General features: G+C 37.5%; 17 protein-coding genes and 1 tRNA gene. 9 read left to right on the top strand and 9 right to left on the bottom strand.

Translation table 11 applies throughout. The annotated features are described in order from the left end of the window. Positions 1 to 55 precede the first annotated feature (55 nt). Positions 56 to 571 carry a hypothetical protein gene (locus QNI22_RS02545; RefSeq protein WP_314509029.1) on the bottom strand — a complete coding sequence of 172 codons (516 nt, stop codon included), beginning with the start codon at positions 569 to 571 and terminating at the stop codon, positions 56 to 58. 23 nt (positions 572 to 594) lie between these two features. Continuing rightward, entirely contained in the window at positions 595 to 1,464 is an 870-nt protein-coding gene (locus QNI22_RS02550; RefSeq protein ID WP_314509030.1) for a tetratricopeptide repeat protein, read from the bottom strand. Positions 1,465 to 1,924: 460 nt separating this feature from the next. On the opposite strand from QNI22_RS02550, the gene QNI22_RS02555 reads away from it, so the two are divergent. Further along, positions 1,925 to 2,740 carry an XAC2610-related protein gene (locus tag QNI22_RS02555; RefSeq protein ID WP_314509031.1) on the top strand — a complete coding sequence of 272 codons (816 nt, stop codon included), beginning with the start codon at positions 1,925 to 1,927 and terminating at the stop codon, positions 2,738 to 2,740. 77 nt (positions 2,741 to 2,817) lie between these two features. Here QNI22_RS02555 and QNI22_RS02560 read toward each other — a convergent pair whose 3' ends face one another. Beyond that, entirely contained in the window at positions 2,818 to 4,242 is a 1,425-nt protein-coding gene (locus QNI22_RS02560; protein WP_314509032.1) for a serine hydrolase domain-containing protein, read from the bottom strand. Positions 4,243 to 4,466: 224 nt separating this feature from the next. Between QNI22_RS02560 and QNI22_RS02565 the strand changes: the two genes are divergently transcribed. After that, positions 4,467 to 5,264, top strand: coding sequence for a hypothetical protein (locus QNI22_RS02565; RefSeq protein ID WP_314509033.1), 798 nt, complete (start codon positions 4,467 to 4,469; stop codon positions 5,262 to 5,264). Between the two features lie 62 nt (positions 5,265 to 5,326). Here the strand turns inward: QNI22_RS02565 and QNI22_RS02570 are convergent, their stop codons facing one another. Beyond that, complete coding sequence (locus tag QNI22_RS02570; RefSeq protein ID WP_314509034.1) at positions 5,327 to 6,307, bottom strand: GlxA family transcriptional regulator; 981 nt, start codon at positions 6,305 to 6,307, stop codon at positions 5,327 to 5,329. A 189-nt stretch (positions 6,308 to 6,496) separates the two neighbouring features. Between QNI22_RS02570 and QNI22_RS02575 the strand changes: the two genes are divergently transcribed. The 3 genes from QNI22_RS02575 (at position 6,497) to QNI22_RS02585 (ending at position 8,697) form a co-directional block, all read left to right on the top strand. Then, on the top strand, positions 6,497 to 6,967 hold the full coding sequence (locus tag QNI22_RS02575; RefSeq protein WP_314509035.1) for an SRPBCC family protein: 471 nt from the start codon (positions 6,497 to 6,499) through the stop codon (positions 6,965 to 6,967). 47 nt (positions 6,968 to 7,014) lie between these two features. Then, a complete protein-coding gene (locus QNI22_RS02580; RefSeq protein WP_314509036.1) occupies positions 7,015 to 7,392 on the top strand; it encodes a SnoaL-like domain-containing protein in 378 nt (125 codons plus the stop codon). 315 nt (positions 7,393 to 7,707) lie between these two features. Next, positions 7,708 to 8,697, top strand: coding sequence for a hypothetical protein (locus QNI22_RS02585; RefSeq protein ID WP_314509037.1), 990 nt, complete (start codon positions 7,708 to 7,710; stop codon positions 8,695 to 8,697). Between the two features lie 407 nt (positions 8,698 to 9,104). Here QNI22_RS02585 and QNI22_RS02590 read toward each other — a convergent pair whose 3' ends face one another. Beyond that, positions 9,105 to 9,479, bottom strand: coding sequence for a YbbC/YhhH family protein (locus QNI22_RS02590; RefSeq protein WP_314509038.1), 375 nt, complete (start codon positions 9,477 to 9,479; stop codon positions 9,105 to 9,107). Between the two features lie 419 nt (positions 9,480 to 9,898). Between QNI22_RS02590 and QNI22_RS02595 the strand changes: the two genes are divergently transcribed. Continuing rightward, entirely contained in the window at positions 9,899 to 12,586 is a 2,688-nt protein-coding gene (locus QNI22_RS02595) for a T9SS type A sorting domain-containing protein (protein ID WP_314509040.1), read from the top strand. A 50-nt stretch (positions 12,587 to 12,636) separates the two neighbouring features. Here the strand turns inward: QNI22_RS02595 and QNI22_RS02600 are convergent, their stop codons facing one another. Beyond that, a complete protein-coding gene (locus QNI22_RS02600; protein ID WP_314509041.1) occupies positions 12,637 to 14,163 on the bottom strand; it encodes an FAD-binding oxidoreductase in 1,527 nt (508 codons plus the stop codon). 114 nt (positions 14,164 to 14,277) lie between these two features. On the opposite strand from QNI22_RS02600, the gene QNI22_RS02605 reads away from it, so the two are divergent. Next, on the top strand, positions 14,278 to 14,637 hold the full coding sequence (locus QNI22_RS02605) for a superinfection immunity protein (protein WP_314509042.1): 360 nt from the start codon (positions 14,278 to 14,280) through the stop codon (positions 14,635 to 14,637). 128 nt (positions 14,638 to 14,765) lie between these two features. Then, positions 14,766 to 14,839 (top strand) — tRNA-His (locus QNI22_RS02610). A gap of 183 nt (positions 14,840 to 15,022) precedes the next feature. On the opposite strand, the gene QNI22_RS02615 is transcribed toward QNI22_RS02610, so the two are convergent. The 3 genes from QNI22_RS02615 to QNI22_RS02625 form a co-directional block, all read right to left on the bottom strand. Then, positions 15,023 to 15,877, bottom strand: coding sequence for a sigma-70 family RNA polymerase sigma factor (locus QNI22_RS02615; RefSeq protein WP_314509043.1), 855 nt, complete (start codon positions 15,875 to 15,877; stop codon positions 15,023 to 15,025). A 95-nt stretch (positions 15,878 to 15,972) separates the two neighbouring features. Then, a complete protein-coding gene (locus QNI22_RS02620) occupies positions 15,973 to 16,443 on the bottom strand; it encodes a carboxymuconolactone decarboxylase family protein (protein ID WP_314509044.1) in 471 nt (156 codons plus the stop codon). 119 nt (positions 16,444 to 16,562) lie between these two features. After that, positions 16,563 to 17,444: a DUF3667 domain-containing protein gene (locus tag QNI22_RS02625; RefSeq protein WP_314509045.1), complete on the bottom strand. Its 882-nt coding sequence runs from the start codon at positions 17,442 to 17,444 to the stop codon at positions 16,563 to 16,565. 151 nt (positions 17,445 to 17,595) lie between these two features. On the opposite strand from QNI22_RS02625, the gene QNI22_RS02630 reads away from it, so the two are divergent. After that, positions 17,596 to 17,937, top strand: coding sequence for a hypothetical protein (locus tag QNI22_RS02630; RefSeq protein WP_313980066.1), 342 nt, complete (start codon positions 17,596 to 17,598; stop codon positions 17,935 to 17,937). Positions 17,938 to 17,945 lie beyond the last annotated feature (8 nt).

Genomic DNA, 17,945 nt, shown 5'->3' on the forward strand with positions numbered 1-17,945 from the left:
TTTCTATCTGCTTATGTTTTGGTGTTGGGTAGTTGATTAAAAGAATTATAATAAATCACATTAGAGGAAATAGTAGGGTTTGTTTACCATAGACTGGACTCATGTATTCAATGCGATCTGGAAAGTCCTGGCGTTGCCAGGGTGGATCAATAGGTACTGAGTTTATTTTTTGCCCGTCTAATGTCATCAAATACGCATCTAACTCGTCCTCAATCAAAACAAAATGCCCAATTCGCTCAAGCCAGGGATGACAGAATGCATGTTCATGTTGAACAGTCATTTTATTTGTAAGATTAAAAACTGCCCATTGATTGCCTGACCTAAAGAACAAAGTTTTTGTTTCTGGGATAAATAAAAAATCTTCTTCTGTGATAACTTCAGGACGATCTCGCCAGTCAAATTGAATCCTGACCATATCAGATATATTACTATTAGAATATCCTTGAACAGATACAAAAGAAGAGGCACAAACTTTGTCATTATTGTATACTTTTTCCGAACATAGTATATCTTTATCCAAATTTTCTAATGGATAGAGTTCATTTTGTATAATAAAAGCTAGTCCATTCATGTTTTTTCTTTGAAATAGTAAAATTATTCAGGAAAATGCTTACTCAAAAGTTGGTTGACTTCCTCGTCATAATCCTGAGTATACCCTAGTTCCAGTGCCATTTGAAGGTGTTCAAAAGCTTTCTCTCTTTGTCCTATTGCCAGTAATACAATACCCATGTTTTTATAGGCAAACGAGTTGGAACAATCGTTTTCCAGCGATTGGTTTATTAATTTATGGGCACGTCCATTATTACCTCGAAGATGTTCCAGATATCCATAATTGTTGAGTGGATAAGGTTCTTCTGGTGAAAGCCTGAGTGCTCTTTCGAAATATTCTTCTGCCAAAGAGAAATTCCCTGCTTTTGTAGCTTCAAATCCTATGTTATTCATCAACATCACATTGGTGTGATCGATTTGTAATCCCTTTTTATACCATATGATTGCTTCCTGTGGATTTTCCAGACTCGCGAAAATCCATCCTTTCGTCCATATCAAATCTACATTTTCCGGATTTGCCTTTAATAGATCATTTACAATTAGAAGAGCTTTTCTGTATTTCTTAACAGCAGGAAAAACTCTAAGTCCCAAGTATCTGTAGTCCGTATTGTTAGGGTCAAGTGCTAATAGAGTTTCTGTGTCGGAGGCTGCTTTCTCTGTTTCCTCCCTAGTTAGATAAATTGAGGCCCGATTATATAAAGCACTGGTTAGTGTAGCATCTAGTGAAAGGGCAGAGGTGAAGTTCTCTATGGCTTCTGGTAGCTGACACAAGTAATAATAAGCCATACCTCTTCTTTCATATGCCCAGGCATGAGTGGGATCTTCTTCGATTGCTTTGGTAAGATAGGTTATTGCTCTATGGAATTTGCTGTTGTTTAGAAAATTGAATCCAATCTGATAATAATCTTTTTTCATAAATTGTATAAAAGTAAAACACACGGTTATTTATATAAATATCATACAAAATGTGACTACCTGAGTTCGAAAAATCTCTTAATAGTATGCTTCTATAGTTATATTATTCATTATACAGTAACTTTATTGTGTGCTTTTTTCTATACAAAAGAGCTTATTGAACTGAATAATGTGCAAAAAACTTTTGCGATTAATTCAGCTCAATTACAAAACTTGCAGTTAATTTTATACAAAAAGTTTTTTTGCTGCGAATTGAACGTATAGACAAATTTGCGGTGAGTACTAGGCAAAAATAGTTTTGACTCCAATGCATCGCAAATTTAGTACTCATTCGTCAATGTAGTGAATTCACCTCGACAGATGATATGCGTTGAACTATGTTCAAGAAATAAAAATGGAAGATACTTTTATAAATAAATATGAACGTTAAATTGTTCATCAAGAGTGTAATCAATTTTGAATGAACAAGGTATTTCTATCTGTGTTTGGGCTTTTAATACTATTTTCTCAGTGTAGTAATGAGAACAAACAAAGTATTGCCAAGAAGGCACAATCAACTTCTTTTGTTAGAAAAGATACAGCTGAGTATCTTGATTCCTCAAAAACCGATAACTATCCATTGCCAAAGTCAGCGCCACTGCCAGTAAAAAAGGAAGTAGATGTAGAGGAACATATCGTTGATAGTACACAAATAGGAGAAAGAGGTAGCTTCAAATTAGATATAAGCCAAATTAGAAACCAGGACGATGAAGTCTTTGTAAAATTCAGCCTTTATCAACGAACGGAGGTAGGATGGCGGCTTAATCAAAAGAAGTTTATTCAAAAATCTAATATATCCAATCTGGGATTGATTATTTATGATTACAACAATGATGGATACAAAGATATAGCTTATAAAGTTGATGCAGCTGCCAGAGGAGCTAATGATATGCGAATTATATGGCTTTTTGTTCCAAAGACCAGCAAGTTAACTCCCATTAAAAACGCTAGTATTTTTCCTAATCTCCGTTATAATAAGGAACTTGATTGTCTGGACTCATGGGCTATTTATGGTGGGCCTTCAACCATTTTTTTGAAAATAGAGGGAGATTCTTTAAGAGAGTTTGCAGGTGTGGATTCATTTGATGGGTATAGAACTACCTATACAATAAATAAATCTGGTAAGAAAAGGATTCTGAAAAAAGAAAAAATCTATGAGGATGCCGTTTATATCCGATATTCAAATTATAATCCTTTGAAGGAATATACCTCTGCTTCAGATGGTAGCAAAGAATAAAGTTATTTATACCAGTTTATTCTTTGCTACCATTTTATCTTATCCTCCACTCGATAAACAACTACAGCAGAAACGGTTTAATCTTCTTTTTTAGGTGTAAGAATGCTGTTTAGTCCTATCACAAGTGAGCTAATATCTGTTTTGTTATTAACCATAACTATAAATCCGGTTTTTAATTCTGGATATATAGTAATATTTGATTGAAATCCCTCAGTGCTACCATTGTGCTGTAACATTCTGTAACCAGCTGGAAAGTTGACTATTCCCCAGCTAAGTCCAACACCGTTTTGAGTAATCTGGTGAGTAAGTGCAATAGCTGGATCTGTTTCATTGATTTGAGCTTCTATATAATGAAGTATATCTTTGACCGAAGCATATATACCTCCTGCAGGAATAAAAACGCCAAGTGATGAAAATGAAACTGCATTTCCGTTTTCACTATAAGGGTAGGCAGCATTCTTCTTTTGGGTTACCTGTAGTGTCGTAGTGATAGACTTCATTTTCAACGGTATTGCACAATATTTCTTCACCAATTCTACATAAGGCATTTTATATTCATTCTCCAGTATTTTTCCAAGTACCGCAAATCCCATGTTGGAGTATTCAAATTTGTATCCAGGTAAAGTGTCAAGTCGAATTTCATGCAGAGCTTGCCAAAGCATTTCTTCTGTGTAATTGCTGTAAGGTTCGAGTGGATTATACTGGATTTGCTTTTCAAAATTTCCCGGCAATGAAGGAAACCGGGCTGTATGATTAGCTAAATCACGTAATCTGACAGGAACGCCCTGATATTCCAGATTTGGAAAGCTAGCTTTAAGATATTTTCTTATATCGTCAGTCAAAGCCAGTTTGTTTTCTATAACTGCATGGGCAAGAATGGTAGCTGTAAATGTTTTTGTGATAGAGCCTATTTCATATTGTGTTTCATCTTTTGGTAAAGTACCTGTGCCTTTCTTTGTCTCTCCATAATGATACGTATACTGTTTTCCATTTTTAAATACTCCAATCGACAAAGCGGTTGCTTTTGGATTCCAAAAATATTCTCGGGCAATACTATCTATAGATTTATCCAGAAATGTTTTACCTGGATTATTGCTATTTACCTTAGGTGTGGTTGCAAGAAGCGTGGGAGGATGGTGATAAAATCCAAAAGTAGTGAACTTTTGCCGAGTGTTGACTTTCAATACCATCAGCATATCTCTGATACTAAATTCTGTATGGAAATATTTTCTTCCGTTGGCAGAGTCTGCTACAAGTATAGAACTGAGAATATTTCCATTGTTCTTTAAACCCCTCAGAAAACCTGTAAGTTGATCTTCTGTTATGTGGTTCGAAAAGGCTGTATCTGCAAATGAATAGATAGCTTTGAAATCGCTCCGGTTAAATTGAGCAACAATAGAATCCTTAACTGCCAAGTGAATAGACAGATTTCCTGTTTGAGGAAATACTTTACATAAAAAGAAAAAGCTAAATAGTAAGAACAGGATGAATTTCAGGTGCATATGTTTTCAATTTATTGTAGTTGGTTTGGGATAGATGAAGAAATAACTTCATTTGAGGAGTATAGATGCTCCTTTAGAGAAAAAGTTTTATCGGGAGATATTATATGATGGTAATTCTATAAACAGGACTACTATAGTAGGTATGTTAGGATTTTAAGAAACTACTTGATTGGAAAGTATATAAAGATGAAACTTGCATTTTATTTTTGCTAAGCTCTTATACTATGAATTATTGGATCAATTTCTTTTCGCCTGTAGTAGCATTTTTTGTACTATTTATGAATCTTTATCTTATTAGTTCGAGCTTATTACAAGTAGTATTCCTGAATATGGCTCAGTGTAGGGTAAAAAGTGTTACTATAGGTTCTTTTCCTTTAATCAAAAGAACTATTGGGGTAATTCCCATTAGGATAGGACTATTCTCTTTCAGTGCTGCTGTAGGGATTTACGGATATGATAATTCATCACCCGAAACAGAGACGGATACAGAAAAGTTGTTTTATACCAAACCAGCGTTTACAAGAGCTGCGCTTTTTGTACTTTCTCCTGTATTTTTTCTGATTCTCCTTCTTGTTTCATCGTTATACCTACAGAAAGTGATGGTTTATGTGAAACAGTTTTTTCGCTCTGTTTTTTTTCTGGATTCTGCAAAATCATTTCTGGAATATTGGAATCTGATGGTAGGTCGGAACCCTGTATGGCTTACAATAGGCTGGAACGTTTTGTTAGTCAGTGTTATGTTGACTTTCCCATTTTCTATAGTTCAGGGATATGGGGAGTTACTGAGAACTGATTTTAGTGAAAATAAATCTTTACAGGGGATCTTAAAGGTAATGGTAATAGTGTTTTTTTGGGTAGCTTTATTGTTTTCAATCTTTCTGGTACGGATCATCTGGTTTTCAGGAGGCTGGGCTGCTATTGGGTTTGTTGTTTTAAACTGGCTGATCTGTCAATTGGCTGTTGTATTGGTTCTCTGGCTGATTTTACTGCCCTTGACAAAGAAACAGAAAGTACTTGCCTGATGCGGAGCAGGCAATAACAATCACGAACAGAAAGATTAAGCGCAAGAATCAGAAGATACCATCTAGACTATCGCTTCCTTATTGTACTTGTCTCTGTACTCCAATGGGGACATGCCTGTGATTTTACGGAATACCTCCCGAAAAGCTTTTACATCTGAGTAGCCAACTTCATACATTACTTCATTAATGGTTTTGCGGGTAGTTTCAAAAGCCTTCTTGGCTGATTCAATTTTTACCCTTTGCAGATATTCAATAGGAGTATTGCCGGTAGCTTTGATAAATCTTCTGTCAAAGTTACGTCTACTGACGGAAAATCGTGAGGAGAGCTCTTCTACAGATAGTTTCTCATGAAGTTTACTTTCGATGTATTCCTGGGCTTTTATGACCATTTCGTCACCATGTAGTTTCTGACCTGTAAATATGACAAAGGCCGATTGGTTTTGCCTATCTATTTCAATCTGAAATACCTTAGAGCAGAAAATAGCTGTTTGGCGGTCATAATATTTCTCTATCAGATAAATCATCAGATTCAGGAAAGAATAGGCTCCTCCATTAGTATAAATGCCATTTTCATCTGTAATCAACCTGTCAGGTTGCAGATGTACATTTGGAAACAGATTTCTGAAATGGTCAGCGGCGGACCAATGGGTAGAACAACTTTTGCCATCCAGCAACCCCGATGAGGCAAGCAGAAAAGCTCCTGTACATATACTGGCAATGGCTGCCCCATTTTTATACTGCTTCTCCATCCATTCAATCAGCAATTCATTTCCAGCAACTGCCAGTTGATAGTTGTGATTCAGGGAAGGAATAATGATAAGATTGGTTTTGTCAATGGATGCAATGTGTCTATGTGGTCTGACTGCAAACAAGCCATCATAGTATTCTATTTCTTTGGATATACCTGCCAATTCAATAGTAAACAACGCCTGTCTGCCAGTTTCTTGCCAGTAGTCATTGGCTCTGGAGAATAACTTGTATGCCCCGACAATACTGCTCAGATTGCTTTGTCCTTCAGGAACCAGAATTGTAAGATGTTTCATTGTTTGTACTTGTATTTGAGATTAGACGCTATACTGTAAGACAATAAACCACTAATTATGCGAGGAAAGATAGAAGTTTATTCTGTCCAGATCAACCCATTAGAAAGTCCATTTTACACCCTGTACAAGTCTTATTTAGACAATACTTTTGTTGTGAGGAAATGTAAAACCCTTAAAACCAGAAAGAAAATGAATACATCTGATTTTACAGCTACCTTATGGGTAGACCATTCACCTGAAGAAGTATTTCGAGCCATCAATGCCGTTCATAGTTGGTGGTCAGAAGACTTTACAGGTAGTTCCGAAAAACTGAATGATGAATTTGAGGTCCGTTTTGAAAATGTCCATTATTCCAGACAGAAGCTGGTAGAAGTTGTTCCAAACGAGAAAGTAGTTTGGCTTGTCACTGATAGTAACCTTACGTTCCTAGAGGACAAAAGTGAATGGACAGGCACCCGAGTATATTTTGAAATTGCCAGACAAGGTTCTCAAACACAAATCCGCTTTACCCATGAAGGATTGGTTCCTGAAATCGAGTGTTTTAAGGCCTGTTCTGGTGGATGGAGCCAATATCTGCAATACAGCTTGCGGGATCTGATTACAACAGGAAAGGGACAACCGGGTTTTCCTCCTAAACCCAAAGAGCATGTAGCTTCTTAGTCCATTCTGAAAGAAAATTCAACTCATCTATATCACCTGAAAATTCTATGAAAACACAAACAATAGCACTAACCACAACAGAAGTAGCGGCACGATTTAACGAACTAGCCCAACAAGAAAAATGGTTTGAGATTCAGGACGAGCTTTTTGCTGAAAATGTTCAAAGTATAGAACCTACCACTGCCAGTTATTTGCAAGATGCAGAAGGAAAAGTGGCTGTACGTAAAAAAGGAGAAGATTGGGTAAGTAGGGTAGAGGAACTGCATAGTGCCTCTACAACTGCTCCTCTTATAAGTAGCAAGCATTTTGCTGTAGGCCGGCTGATGGATATTACCGTGCGAGGTATAGGAAGAATACAGATCGATGAAATCATGCTATATGAAGTAAAAGATGGCCAGATTGTAAAAGAGCAATTCTTTTATTAGTAAGCAGTAAATGTGGTAAGTTGCGATCCCATTTTCATTGGCTTCCTGAAAGGTACTTGTTATACGAATACTATCTGTTTTGTAAGAGTGAAAGACACTCCAATGCGAAAAAGTTGTTACATCTATAAAATATCCTTTAAGGAAATAATTGAAAAGGTTGGATAGTAACTTACCTTTTTGCTTTTTTGAGGTATTCACTGAATATGAGTAATGTTTGCCAATATGCCTGGCGATTGTTGAGAAGTAACTATACCTACTTCACTTATATACAAAAAAATAAGATACCTAAAAAATACCTCTATCATCAGTCTGACGATGACAAAAACAGAGTATGTTAATGATCTGATAGAAAGACTTGGGAATGAAAACCTGCGGCCGGGTCTATCTTTGCCTCCAGGGGTTATTTACCAATCAAGTTTAACCATTGCCAGTGAAGCACGGGATGAGGCTTATGAACTTGCAGACCCGGATTTTATTGAACCTTTGAAGATCCGACTTGAAAAGGAGAAGAATACGAGTACACGGATTGATATTATTCGACTACTTGTACGGATAGCGGATAGAGTAAATGATCATCCGATAGCTGATTATATACTGGCAACTGTTCGTCTTGAAAAGGTCAGATGGATACAAGATGTTGCATTGGAGTCTCTGGCTGAAAGCAAACTGGAGATTTGGAATGAAAAAGAATATCTTTTTGAACTGATACAACACAAACACTGGCGGATTAAAATGAACGCCTTAGATCTTCTCAAGACACTTGATTCAACCTATTCACCAAGAATTGAGGATTTTTGTCTGACAGCACTAAAATCTAAATCCACAAAGCCCAATGAGCTATCCTGGTTTTGTAATGTATTATACAGACATGGGTCTGACAAATCACTGGATGTACTCAAAGAGATTGCCAGAACAAGCGACAAATATTATATAGTAAATTCTGCGGCCAGTGCCATCGCAGCCATAAATGGTAAAGGAGAGCTTGCCTTTTTTGCGGAGATTCTTGAGACAAATAAAAACAACTATGTAAAATTAAACCAAACCAGCATTTTATGTCAGTTTGGTGATGATACTGTAGTTGAGCCATTAATTAAAAGATCCAAAGCTATTCTTTCCAAAGCACGAAAAACTTCTGTCACATATGTGGGTAGAGCTAAGCCAGAACTTGTACATATATGTGAGTTTTTACTGCAACATAGAAATACCAAGGTAGAAGAGTTTCTCTATCTTGTAAAAAATAAAAAATATAATATGATGGATGAAACAGAAAAGAAATGGTTTGATACACACATTACTTTTGTATGAGATAAAAAAATGACAGGGGACGTAAGAGCCTCCCTATTGGGATTACTGCCGGACGATTACCTGCATAGGGTTAGCTATTCAAGCTACTTCAATGAATGAAGCAATTCTACCTATCCAAATATGGAATTGTATCAGATTCTGGATATTCTTTAAGTAGTTAAGATATATCAGGGTTCTGATTAGACAAATTATATCGTGCTGTGTGATTAGGTGACAACTTAGAGAGGAATAGATCAGATTTCTGATTATTTTAAATAGGTATCAGAACATTGATGTGATTTCGAAACTATCAGACTTCTGATAAAATGCTCCAAGTCTCCAGATTTCTGATAGTTTATAAATATAACCTACATTTATGTTCTCTTTATTGGTAATATAGATAGGATAAAAAAATGGAAAATTAATTTCTACTTTCCATGAGTTAAACCAACAATTCTGCCATCCTGTGCATCTATAGCAATTTCAAATACCCCGCCCATAGTATCCTCGGGCAAAGTACCAAACAAAACCCAATAGTTCTCTATCTGATGAACCTCATAAGGCTTTTGTTTGGTGATTTCATCCTTGCCATAGATTTTAAATAATACTGCTTCCGCAATGGCAATAGCTGTTTCTTTATCGCGAACTATTGGAATAACTTGTGATAGTAAAGATCCTTTTCCTTGTTGCACATCAGTCAAAAACTTTCTGGCGTATTCCTTACCTAAAGTAGTATGTTTTGATTGGCAATGCCAGTTAATAAATACAGACAAAAAGCATAACAAGAACAATTGTAATTTCATAGTAACAACAGATTAGATAATACAGAAATAGTGGGTTTTGAGTAGAGTGTATTTAGTTGGAAATTCTCGTTAGACAGTCATTTTTTTACTTAGTACACATTGGTGACTTATACTTAAAAAAATATTTGCGTATCCGTTAGGTTTGTTTTAAAAATTTTTAAATTGACCTACTTTTTAAGCCGTATTTTTTAAGCTATGCGTATGTATACGCTTTACTTCCTTTTACAATGTAAGCTGTTTTATCAGATTTTGTCAATGGAAATAGCTACCTGTACTATTGTTTTTCTGTATTTTTTCTCCTATCTCAATTTTCGTACTTGTTATAGTTCCGGCTACATCAGCCATCAATATAGGAAACCACCTGCCCACTTAGTTCATAATATAGTCAATCCTTCACTTTTTAAACCTATTTTTTTCGTATGGGTAATTCTCCTCTCCAATTTCGAGTGGTACTTTTGTGCTTACTCCAGTTAGCTATTGTGCCTGCAATGGCACAGATTGTTTGGCCTTCAGGTCAATTGTTGCCTTCATTTCCTGCCCCTGCACAAACACAGGATTTGATTCTTTTACGGGAAACCTCTTCTACCTGGGAAGCAGAAGGCGGGTCGCTTGGCCACAATACTGGACGTCTGGAGACAGATGGCTGGCTTTGCCAAACCGGAATAGATTCTGCTAATCGGCATATGATTTATGGACCCTATGACACTAGTTTACTGGCAGGTCCCAATGTTGCGGAATTTCGTATGAAGACTGACAACAACACTGCCAACAATGATCCTGTAGTGGATATAGATGTCCGAAATGCTACAACAGGAGCTACTCTTGCTTTCCATACTATTACTCGTCAGCAATTTGCGATAGCAGGCGATTATGTCAATTTTACATTGCCCTTTACCTTGCCTGCTGATCATCAGTCTATTGAATTGCGGGTATACTGGCGGGGCACAGCTTATACAAAAGTGGACTGGGTTCGGGTACAGCAAAATAGCTCATCTGCTGAAATGTATCTGTTTGCATCCCTGAAAGGTATTGTAAACAAGACACAACCCCGTATCTTTTCCTACGAAGGAGATGCATTTGCTGAAGGACAATACACCTGGTTGCAGTCTTTAGGATTGAACTGGAATGAACCAGCCGATAAATGGAGTCTTATTACCAAATATCGTAGTGAACTGTCTGGATTAATCGTTTATGATCCTGCACAAACTCATACAATTAATCTGGCAACATTGCTGGCCAAAAATCAAAATGCTCTTATCGCTTCTCCAGCTTTATTGTCAAAATTGACAGTTGCACCCTATAATTTACCTATCTTACAGGACTTGCGTGGTCAATTTACCAGTAAGTTGCAGGTTTATCAGACCATTTATAACACCTACTGGCCTAATCTGGATCATCGTCTGCTGATTGGACTCAACCCAGATGTACATAAATCTGCTTTGCGCGAGTATGCAACAGCATTGGGTGCAGTGGTAATCTGGTTGGATCCGAATGTGGCTGCTGAAAGTACATTACTGAATAGCTTTTTGTCATCTATGCCAGCAGGTGCAAACTATATGGGATGGTGGCCTGAAGAGGCTCCTGGAGTGCAGAGAGCTTCACAGTATGGAATTGCAACAGTTGCCAGTGACTGGGCTACTAATCTGACATTGCATAGTGGTATGCCGAGAACAGTAAACACAAAGCCTATACCAGCAAAGCCTGTATTGAAAAACAAGATTTATGTAGCCTTTATCTTAAGCGATGGTGACAACCTTCAGTATGTAGAACACCTGATGCGTAAACTTTGGAATAATCCAGACAGAGGATCTGTACCTATAGGATGGACATTGTCGCCTGCTATGCTAGATGCTATGCCTGGCGCTCTGAACTATTATTGGCAAACCTCTACCAACAATGATAACCTGATTTCAGGTCCATCGGGTTATGGGTATGCTTATCCCAATAGTTTTCCAAACCAAACTGCCTTGGATCAGTTTGTATCTAAAACGGAAGACTACAATCGGCGGGCTGGTTTTCGGGTTGTGACTATATGGAATACCATTACAGGAGGCATCAATCAGAATGTAGGTGAAAGCTTTGCTACCTATGCTCCTTCGTTGCTTGGTCTAACCGCTCAGAATACAGGTGGTGGACTGACTATCTATAATCAGAGTCTTCCGGGAATGGCACTGTCCTGTAACTATTGTACTAATGAACAAGCCATGAAAGATCATATAGCGGTAGCGGCGTCTGGATGGAATGGTACGTCACCACGCTTTGCCATCATTCAGGCACAACCCTGGACAGATGTCAAACCTACCAACTTTAAGAATGTAGCCAATTCGCTGGATACAAACTATGTAGTAGTGCGTCCGGATCATATTTTCCAGCTGATTCGTGAAGCAAATAATCTTCCGGTTGAACCGAACCCAACAGGTCAGGATATTACTAACCTCTCAGGAACGGTTAGTGCTCAATACCAGACTAGTTCTCCATCAGGAGAAGAATACACAAAGTTGATTGATAATAAAAGTAATACCAAGTATCTCACATTCCATGCTTCAGGTTGGATACAGTACCAGGCACCTACCAGTTATGTGGTGAAAAGTTATACTATTACGTCTGCTAATGATTTCCCTGAACGTGATCCGTTGAGTTGGACATTACAGGCTTCAAACAATGGCAGCACCTGGACTACTATTGATACCAGATCCAATCAGGATTTTCCCAATCGGTTCCAGACCAGAGCCTTTCGCTTCAATAATAGTACTGCCTATCGGTATTATCGGTTTAATCTAGCCAACAATACTGGTTCTATATTACAACTGGCAGAAATTGAATTGTATGGGACAGCTTCCGCTGCACGTGTTGGAAAACAAGATGAGTTAGGGGTAATAAAGATGGTTTCTCTCTATCCCAATCCAGCTTCAAGTGAGCTGATTCTTACAGGAATAGATGAGGAGATGGAAGCAGGAGTTTACGACCTTTCCGGAAAATTGATCCTGAATAAAATAAAAATCTCCTCATCTCAACCTGTAATACCGATAAGATCACTGAAACCCGGAATGTATTTACTTAAAACAGAAGGAAAAGAAAATAAGATATTTAAGTTTGTGAAAGAATAATCTGATAGATAACTAAAAAAGACCTGGTTCAACTACCAGGTCTTTTTTAGTTATCTAAGTGTGGTTGTAGAGTCAACAGTTGACTTGGTGTTCTTGTACTGCTGGTAAAACTTATTCTGAAAGATCTCTTGGGGATCATACTTTAGTTTCTTTTGGAAGAACGTATCAATCATTGGATAGGTAGCCTTCAACTGGTTTTGTGTAGCATGTAATCGATAGGGAAGGTAGTAAGTGCCATTTAGCTTATGTGCTGCATCAATAAGTTCTTGTGTCAGATGAGTCATATCTTGTTCTGCTTCAGAGGTGAGGGGCTGATTAAAAAACATCACAAAGGCAAATACTTCTTCACGGGCATAGCGCAGATAGGTATCCTCATCTTTGTATACATTGCGTATTGTTACATTTAACAGATCGGCTTGGTGCTGAGGAATAATCTGCTGAAGTTGTTTAATAAACTGTCCAAAATTTTTTCGGGGTATAAAATATTCATGCAGAATATCTGTGCGGGTAGCAGATTGATTCAGATATAGAGCTGGACTTTCGTTCATAATCTGATTGCGGGAATAAGTATTGCCTGTCAGTGTTTTGGTAAAAAGTTTTTCAGATTGCCAACGTAATTCTTTGCCATAGTCATCATTGCGAGACCCTTCAAAAATAGATTGTTTTAATTTGGTGAAAGAAGGATCTGTCAATGGATAATCTTTTGTAGCGGGAGCTTTGTATTCAAAATAGTTGAGCATGGCTTTCTGGAGAAAATCTTTCTTATTTACATTCAATCTTCCATACACCATTCGTGCTTTCGGATTTTGATCAATGTATTTTTGGTATGAATCCAGATAGTCAGTCGCTGGAATTGTGATTCGTTGATAGGTGTATAATTCATTGGGAAGTGTTTGTAGCTGTACATCAATGATGATTCCGAAGAGTCCATATCCCCCCAGAACAAGAGAAAACAATTCCTCATTTTCAGTACGGCTACATGTCACTAACCTACCATCGACTTTTAGTAACCGAAAAGACTGTACTGTAGAGGCAATAGGAGGTTTGTTATGTTGCCAGCCATGACAGTTCACACTGATAGAACCTCCTACTGAAAAAGCATTGTCTGATTGCATGATCGAGACTGCTCTATTATAGTAATTTAAATAAGGAATTACTTCTGACCATAATGCTCCTGATCCAACAGTGAGAATGTTTGTTGTGGTATCCAATGTGAGAGCACGAAAAGGCAGCATATCAACTTGTATGCCATTAGGTGCAATCGTATGACCTCCCATGCTATGTTTAGCTCCAGCTATAGATACCTGAAGATGATTAGTTCTGGCAAAGGATAGTAATGAAATTAACTGCTGAATGGCAGAGTCAGCAGTAGAAGATACTAGGACAAGAGAATCTATCGGACTGTGATTAAGTCGGCTGACATCGTTGGTAAAGCCTTTCTCGGATGAAGAAAAACCTGCATCTGTGAAATACATATGTTTGGTTAAATGCAGGATGGGGCGAACAAGAAAAATTATCGCAATGATACTGAGCAGAAGAGGACTGTAACGAATGACCTTTTTTCGGGTTAATGGCATTGATCAGTGAGTAGTATGGGTATTGATGAAAAAAAAGTATTGAAGTAAACATTAATCCAAATTCATAAGAAGAAAGTAAATTGATGAAATTGATGTATTTTTGTAGGATTATCAATGTTCGAATACATGTTAGAGGCTGTTTCCTATATTTTCATCATCTACCTGTTTATCTATTTTATACCATCAGTTATTGGTTACAAAAAGCCAAATGCAAAGTGGATTATTGGCGTAAATGTGTTGCTGGGATGGACTGTGATCGGGTGGATCATTGCTATGATCTGGGCGGTAAGAAAGGAAAGCAAACCTGACAGATCTATAGAGGCGAATCAGAAACGAATAAACAAGGCTTTACAGGAACTGGAAGATAGCCATAAGAGAGGAGAGCTTTCAGATACAGAATACCAGATCAAGCGTAGAAAGATCATTTTTGGACCAGACGGAGAAATATCTGAAAAAATTGAGAAAACATCCTGAATACACTATCTTAATGTTTATTTACAACCTGCAGCCCGGCTTACTAAGTCGGGCTTTTTTATTTAAAAAAAATATTTGTCTACGCGAATAGGCTGCGCAGTAAGGCGTTTATTTTGTATCATCAAACGGTAAATGTAGTGTAGCGGAAGCATGACAGTGTGTGAAGCTGTCGGGGTGGGTTCGAGGCCCATCATTTACCCCAATGATCTTGTGTCGTAGTATAGGATTTCTTCGTACCCAAACACAACAGAGCTTATATGGTTGTTACCAAGATTAGACATTGAACGGTGTGTAATGCATCGGTTGATACCAAATAGTAGTACAAATACCTCAGATGGTTTCCCTCTGAGATATTTTTCTTTTTCAGAAATATACAACTTCGCTACTAATCTTTTTCTCTTATCCAGATATTTTTCAGTTTTTCGGGATCTATGATTATACTGATACGAAATATTTTTCCATTGTCAGGAGAAATACTCAAAACCTGACAAACTTTTAGTTGATCTCCTATATAATACAATATAGCAGGTTGGTGATTGATTTCTGTATACTGTGATGAAAAGTGAATATGGTATTTCTCATAGGTATACAGTAACAGATCGGACACAGCTGTATTGCCCGTGCAGATTTTCTTAAATACATTCAGATTTTTGCCTCCATCAGCTACAAAGACAATGTCTTCTGCCAGAAGGTTTTCAAGCATTTTCATATCTCTGGAGCGTATTGCTTCCACATATTTGTCAAGAATTCCATCTGGTACAGATTCCTTGTGTACCTTTTGTTGTGTAAGTAGGGTAGGGTTTATTTTGCTTTTGGCCCGACTGAGTAGTTTTCGCGAATTTTCAACAGTACTGGAAAGCAAGTCTGCAATTTCTTCGTGTGAATAATTGAATCCTTCTTTGAGAATAAATACAGCCCGTTCTTTAGGATTGAGTTGTTCCAATAAAATGAGTAGCGAATATGAAACAATGTCACTGAGGTTAATATTGGTATCAGCTCTTTCTGTGGCTATAGGTTCCGGAAGCGAATTGCTTTCACGAACCAGCTTCTTTTTCTTATTTTTTACATTAATAGATGTGTTGATGACACATCGGATCAGATATCCTTTTTCGTTCTGAATACCTTCATGCGGTGTGGTCAGATAAGAAGATAACACATCCTGTACAATATCTTTTGCATCTTCCCAGGAACCCAGAATGTTATAAGCATAGGGGAACAATAAATTGCGATAGTCTTTCATGGTATTATTACTAATGTTTGATAGATAAGAAAGTTTGGATTTCTCTATCAATAGATTCAATAAAAAGTGGAGTACCAGAATGTACTCCATTGAAATTATACAGTGACTAGTGCCTGATTGGGTTGATAGAAGCCAGGTACTGTACCGAATGTCTTGTTAATACGGTTCCAGCTATTGGTTAGAGATACTGCCAGAGCCAGGTCAGCAATTTCGGCTTTGGTAAAGAATAACAGTAGCTTTTCAAATAAAGCATCTGACACTTCTTCCTGACTAATGTTGGTTAATACTTCTGCTAATTCCAATACGACTCGTTCTTGGTCTGAAAAATAAGGAGTTTCTCTCCATACTATCAGCGAATATAAACGTTGTTCGGATTCACCTGCATGAATCGCATCTTTATGGTGCATATCTATACAAAAGGCACATCCGTTAATCTGAGATACGCGATAGGCAATCAGTTCGAACAAACGGGCATCCACAGTCGATCTTTTTAGATACATTCCTGATTTTAATAAACCTTCCATAAAACCTTTGGAGGCATCCTGAAATTCAATACGTGCAGTCATGGTCGTGATTGTTTAAGTGAATTTGTACTGATGACAAACCAGTCAGACAAAACGTGACAGACTTTTTTACTTTTTTTAGAACCAGAATTTTATTTAATCCAAATGGCTGGAAATAGTGTTTATCGGAAAGAATAATATCCAAACAGTGCAATCAGACAAAACAGAATAAATGTGATGGTATAACTAGCCAGGAGTAATCCAAATTTCAGACTTGTTTTAAAATAGTTTTGCCCATATACCCGCTTTAATGCAAAATACAAATAGAGCAGTATGCCTCCTGTAAAAGTGAGCATTAGAGTTCGGTTCAGAAAGGCCATACCTGCCAGCAGATACGAGCTGATAAGCATGTAGACAAGCAGTACTACAAAGACAAACGAATGAAAATGCAGGGAAAAAATAAGATGTTCCATGTAATATCGCCGCTGGCGCCAGTACAACATGGCCTGTATCAATCCATATAATGGCACCATTACGAAAAACAATTTGGGAAGTGTGGAATCAAAGAAGCTATCCCAGAACGCATCTTCCACTGTAATAATGTCATTTTCCTGATCTCTGGCTGCATAGTCTTCATCAATATCATGTTTTAGTTCTTCAAGTTCCGTAGAAGAGATTTCCTGCGAATCCGACTGGTATTGAAGGCGACTAGGTTTATTTACAGCAAGCATCAGAAAAGCCAGCAGACTTATGGTGAGATACATTCGCAAAGGAGGTATATATCGTGCTCGTCGTCCCTGAATATATTCAATGCTAAGGAATCCAGGCCGGAATAGGAGTGGTAACAGACTTCGAAATACTTTAGAGTCAAAAGAGAAATAATCTTCCAGAAATTCTTTCACCACCATGCCAAAAGATTCTACTTTAGGCTCTGTTGACTGTCCACAATCCGGACAAAACGAAAAGGTTGGTTTTAGTTCTGATCTACAATTGGCACAGGTGAGAGGCAATGGTAGTGTTTGGACTGTTTCAGTTTGTGTTGATGTTAAATCGGTCGCAGACATGGGTTTACGAAAAGGATAACATTGCTAAGTTACATAGTTTGGAAAAAATGTGTTAGCTTATGCTGAAAAATTATATTTTTTTCAGAAATTGCCTCCTCAGCAAACAATCCCATCGTTAAATTTTCGGCATAGTAGTGCCTTGTATAACTGAATGTTCCGTATTGTAAACCTTTTTCGAGCCAGCTTTTTAGCCGTTGCTTTGACGTTTATAATCGTCTTTCAGTCAAAAGCACAGCAAACCGCGCCAGAAAAAAAAGATGACAAGCCTGCTACAGAGCAAAAGCAGGAGAGTTCTTTCGGAAATGTTATGTTAAAACTGGGAAAAGGTTTAATGAAAGAAGTTTCCCGTCGTTTGAATCTGGAAGAGACAGAGATTATTACTGTTAAGAAAGAAACCTCTGAGGATGGTCGGGAAAAATACAGGGTAAATACAGGCAAATTCTCCTTCACCGTTCGGAAGAAAAACAAGCAGGATACTACAGGGCATAAATAACCTACTTT

The organism is Xanthocytophaga agilis (assembly GCF_030068605.1).
GTDB lineage: Bacteria > Bacteroidota > Bacteroidia > Cytophagales > 172606-1 > Xanthocytophaga > Xanthocytophaga agilis.

Excerpts from the sequence above, each read along its gene's own strand:
- QNI22_RS02545 (WP_314509029.1), bottom strand. The coding sequence starts at position 571 with ATGAATGGACTAGCTTTTATTATACAAAATGAACTCTATCCATTAGAA.
- QNI22_RS02620 (WP_314509044.1), bottom strand. The coding sequence starts at position 16,443 with ATGACTGCACGTATTGAATTTCAGGATGCCTCCAAAGGTTTTATGGAA.
- QNI22_RS02565 (WP_314509033.1), top strand. The coding sequence starts at position 4,467 with ATGAATTATTGGATCAATTTCTTTTCGCCTGTAGTAGCATTTTTTGTA.
- QNI22_RS02585 (WP_314509037.1), top strand. The coding sequence starts at position 7,708 with ATGACAAAAACAGAGTATGTTAATGATCTGATAGAAAGACTTGGGAAT.
- QNI22_RS02570 (WP_314509034.1), bottom strand. The coding sequence starts at position 6,307 with ATGAAACATCTTACAATTCTGGTTCCTGAAGGACAAAGCAATCTGAGC.
- QNI22_RS02615 (WP_314509043.1), bottom strand. The coding sequence starts at position 15,877 with ATGAAAGACTATCGCAATTTATTGTTCCCCTATGCTTATAACATTCTG.
- QNI22_RS02575 (WP_314509035.1), top strand. The coding sequence starts at position 6,497 with ATGAATACATCTGATTTTACAGCTACCTTATGGGTAGACCATTCACCT.
- QNI22_RS02605 (WP_314509042.1), top strand. The coding sequence starts at position 14,278 with ATGTTCGAATACATGTTAGAGGCTGTTTCCTATATTTTCATCATCTAC.
- QNI22_RS02625 (WP_314509045.1), bottom strand. The coding sequence starts at position 17,444 with ATGTCTGCGACCGATTTAACATCAACACAAACTGAAACAGTCCAAACA.
- QNI22_RS02630 (WP_313980066.1), top strand. The coding sequence starts at position 17,596 with ATGTTCCGTATTGTAAACCTTTTTCGAGCCAGCTTTTTAGCCGTTGCT.
- QNI22_RS02580 (WP_314509036.1), top strand. The coding sequence starts at position 7,015 with ATGAAAACACAAACAATAGCACTAACCACAACAGAAGTAGCGGCACGA.
- QNI22_RS02600 (WP_314509041.1), bottom strand. The coding sequence starts at position 14,163 with ATGCCATTAACCCGAAAAAAGGTCATTCGTTACAGTCCTCTTCTGCTC.
- QNI22_RS02590 (WP_314509038.1), bottom strand. The coding sequence starts at position 9,479 with ATGAAATTACAATTGTTCTTGTTATGCTTTTTGTCTGTATTTATTAAC.
- QNI22_RS02550 (WP_314509030.1), bottom strand. The coding sequence starts at position 1,464 with ATGAAAAAAGATTATTATCAGATTGGATTCAATTTTCTAAACAACAGC.
- QNI22_RS02560 (WP_314509032.1), bottom strand. The coding sequence starts at position 4,242 with ATGCACCTGAAATTCATCCTGTTCTTACTATTTAGCTTTTTCTTTTTA.
- QNI22_RS02595 (WP_314509040.1), top strand. The coding sequence starts at position 9,899 with ATGGGTAATTCTCCTCTCCAATTTCGAGTGGTACTTTTGTGCTTACTC.
- QNI22_RS02555 (WP_314509031.1), top strand. The coding sequence starts at position 1,925 with ATGAACAAGGTATTTCTATCTGTGTTTGGGCTTTTAATACTATTTTCT.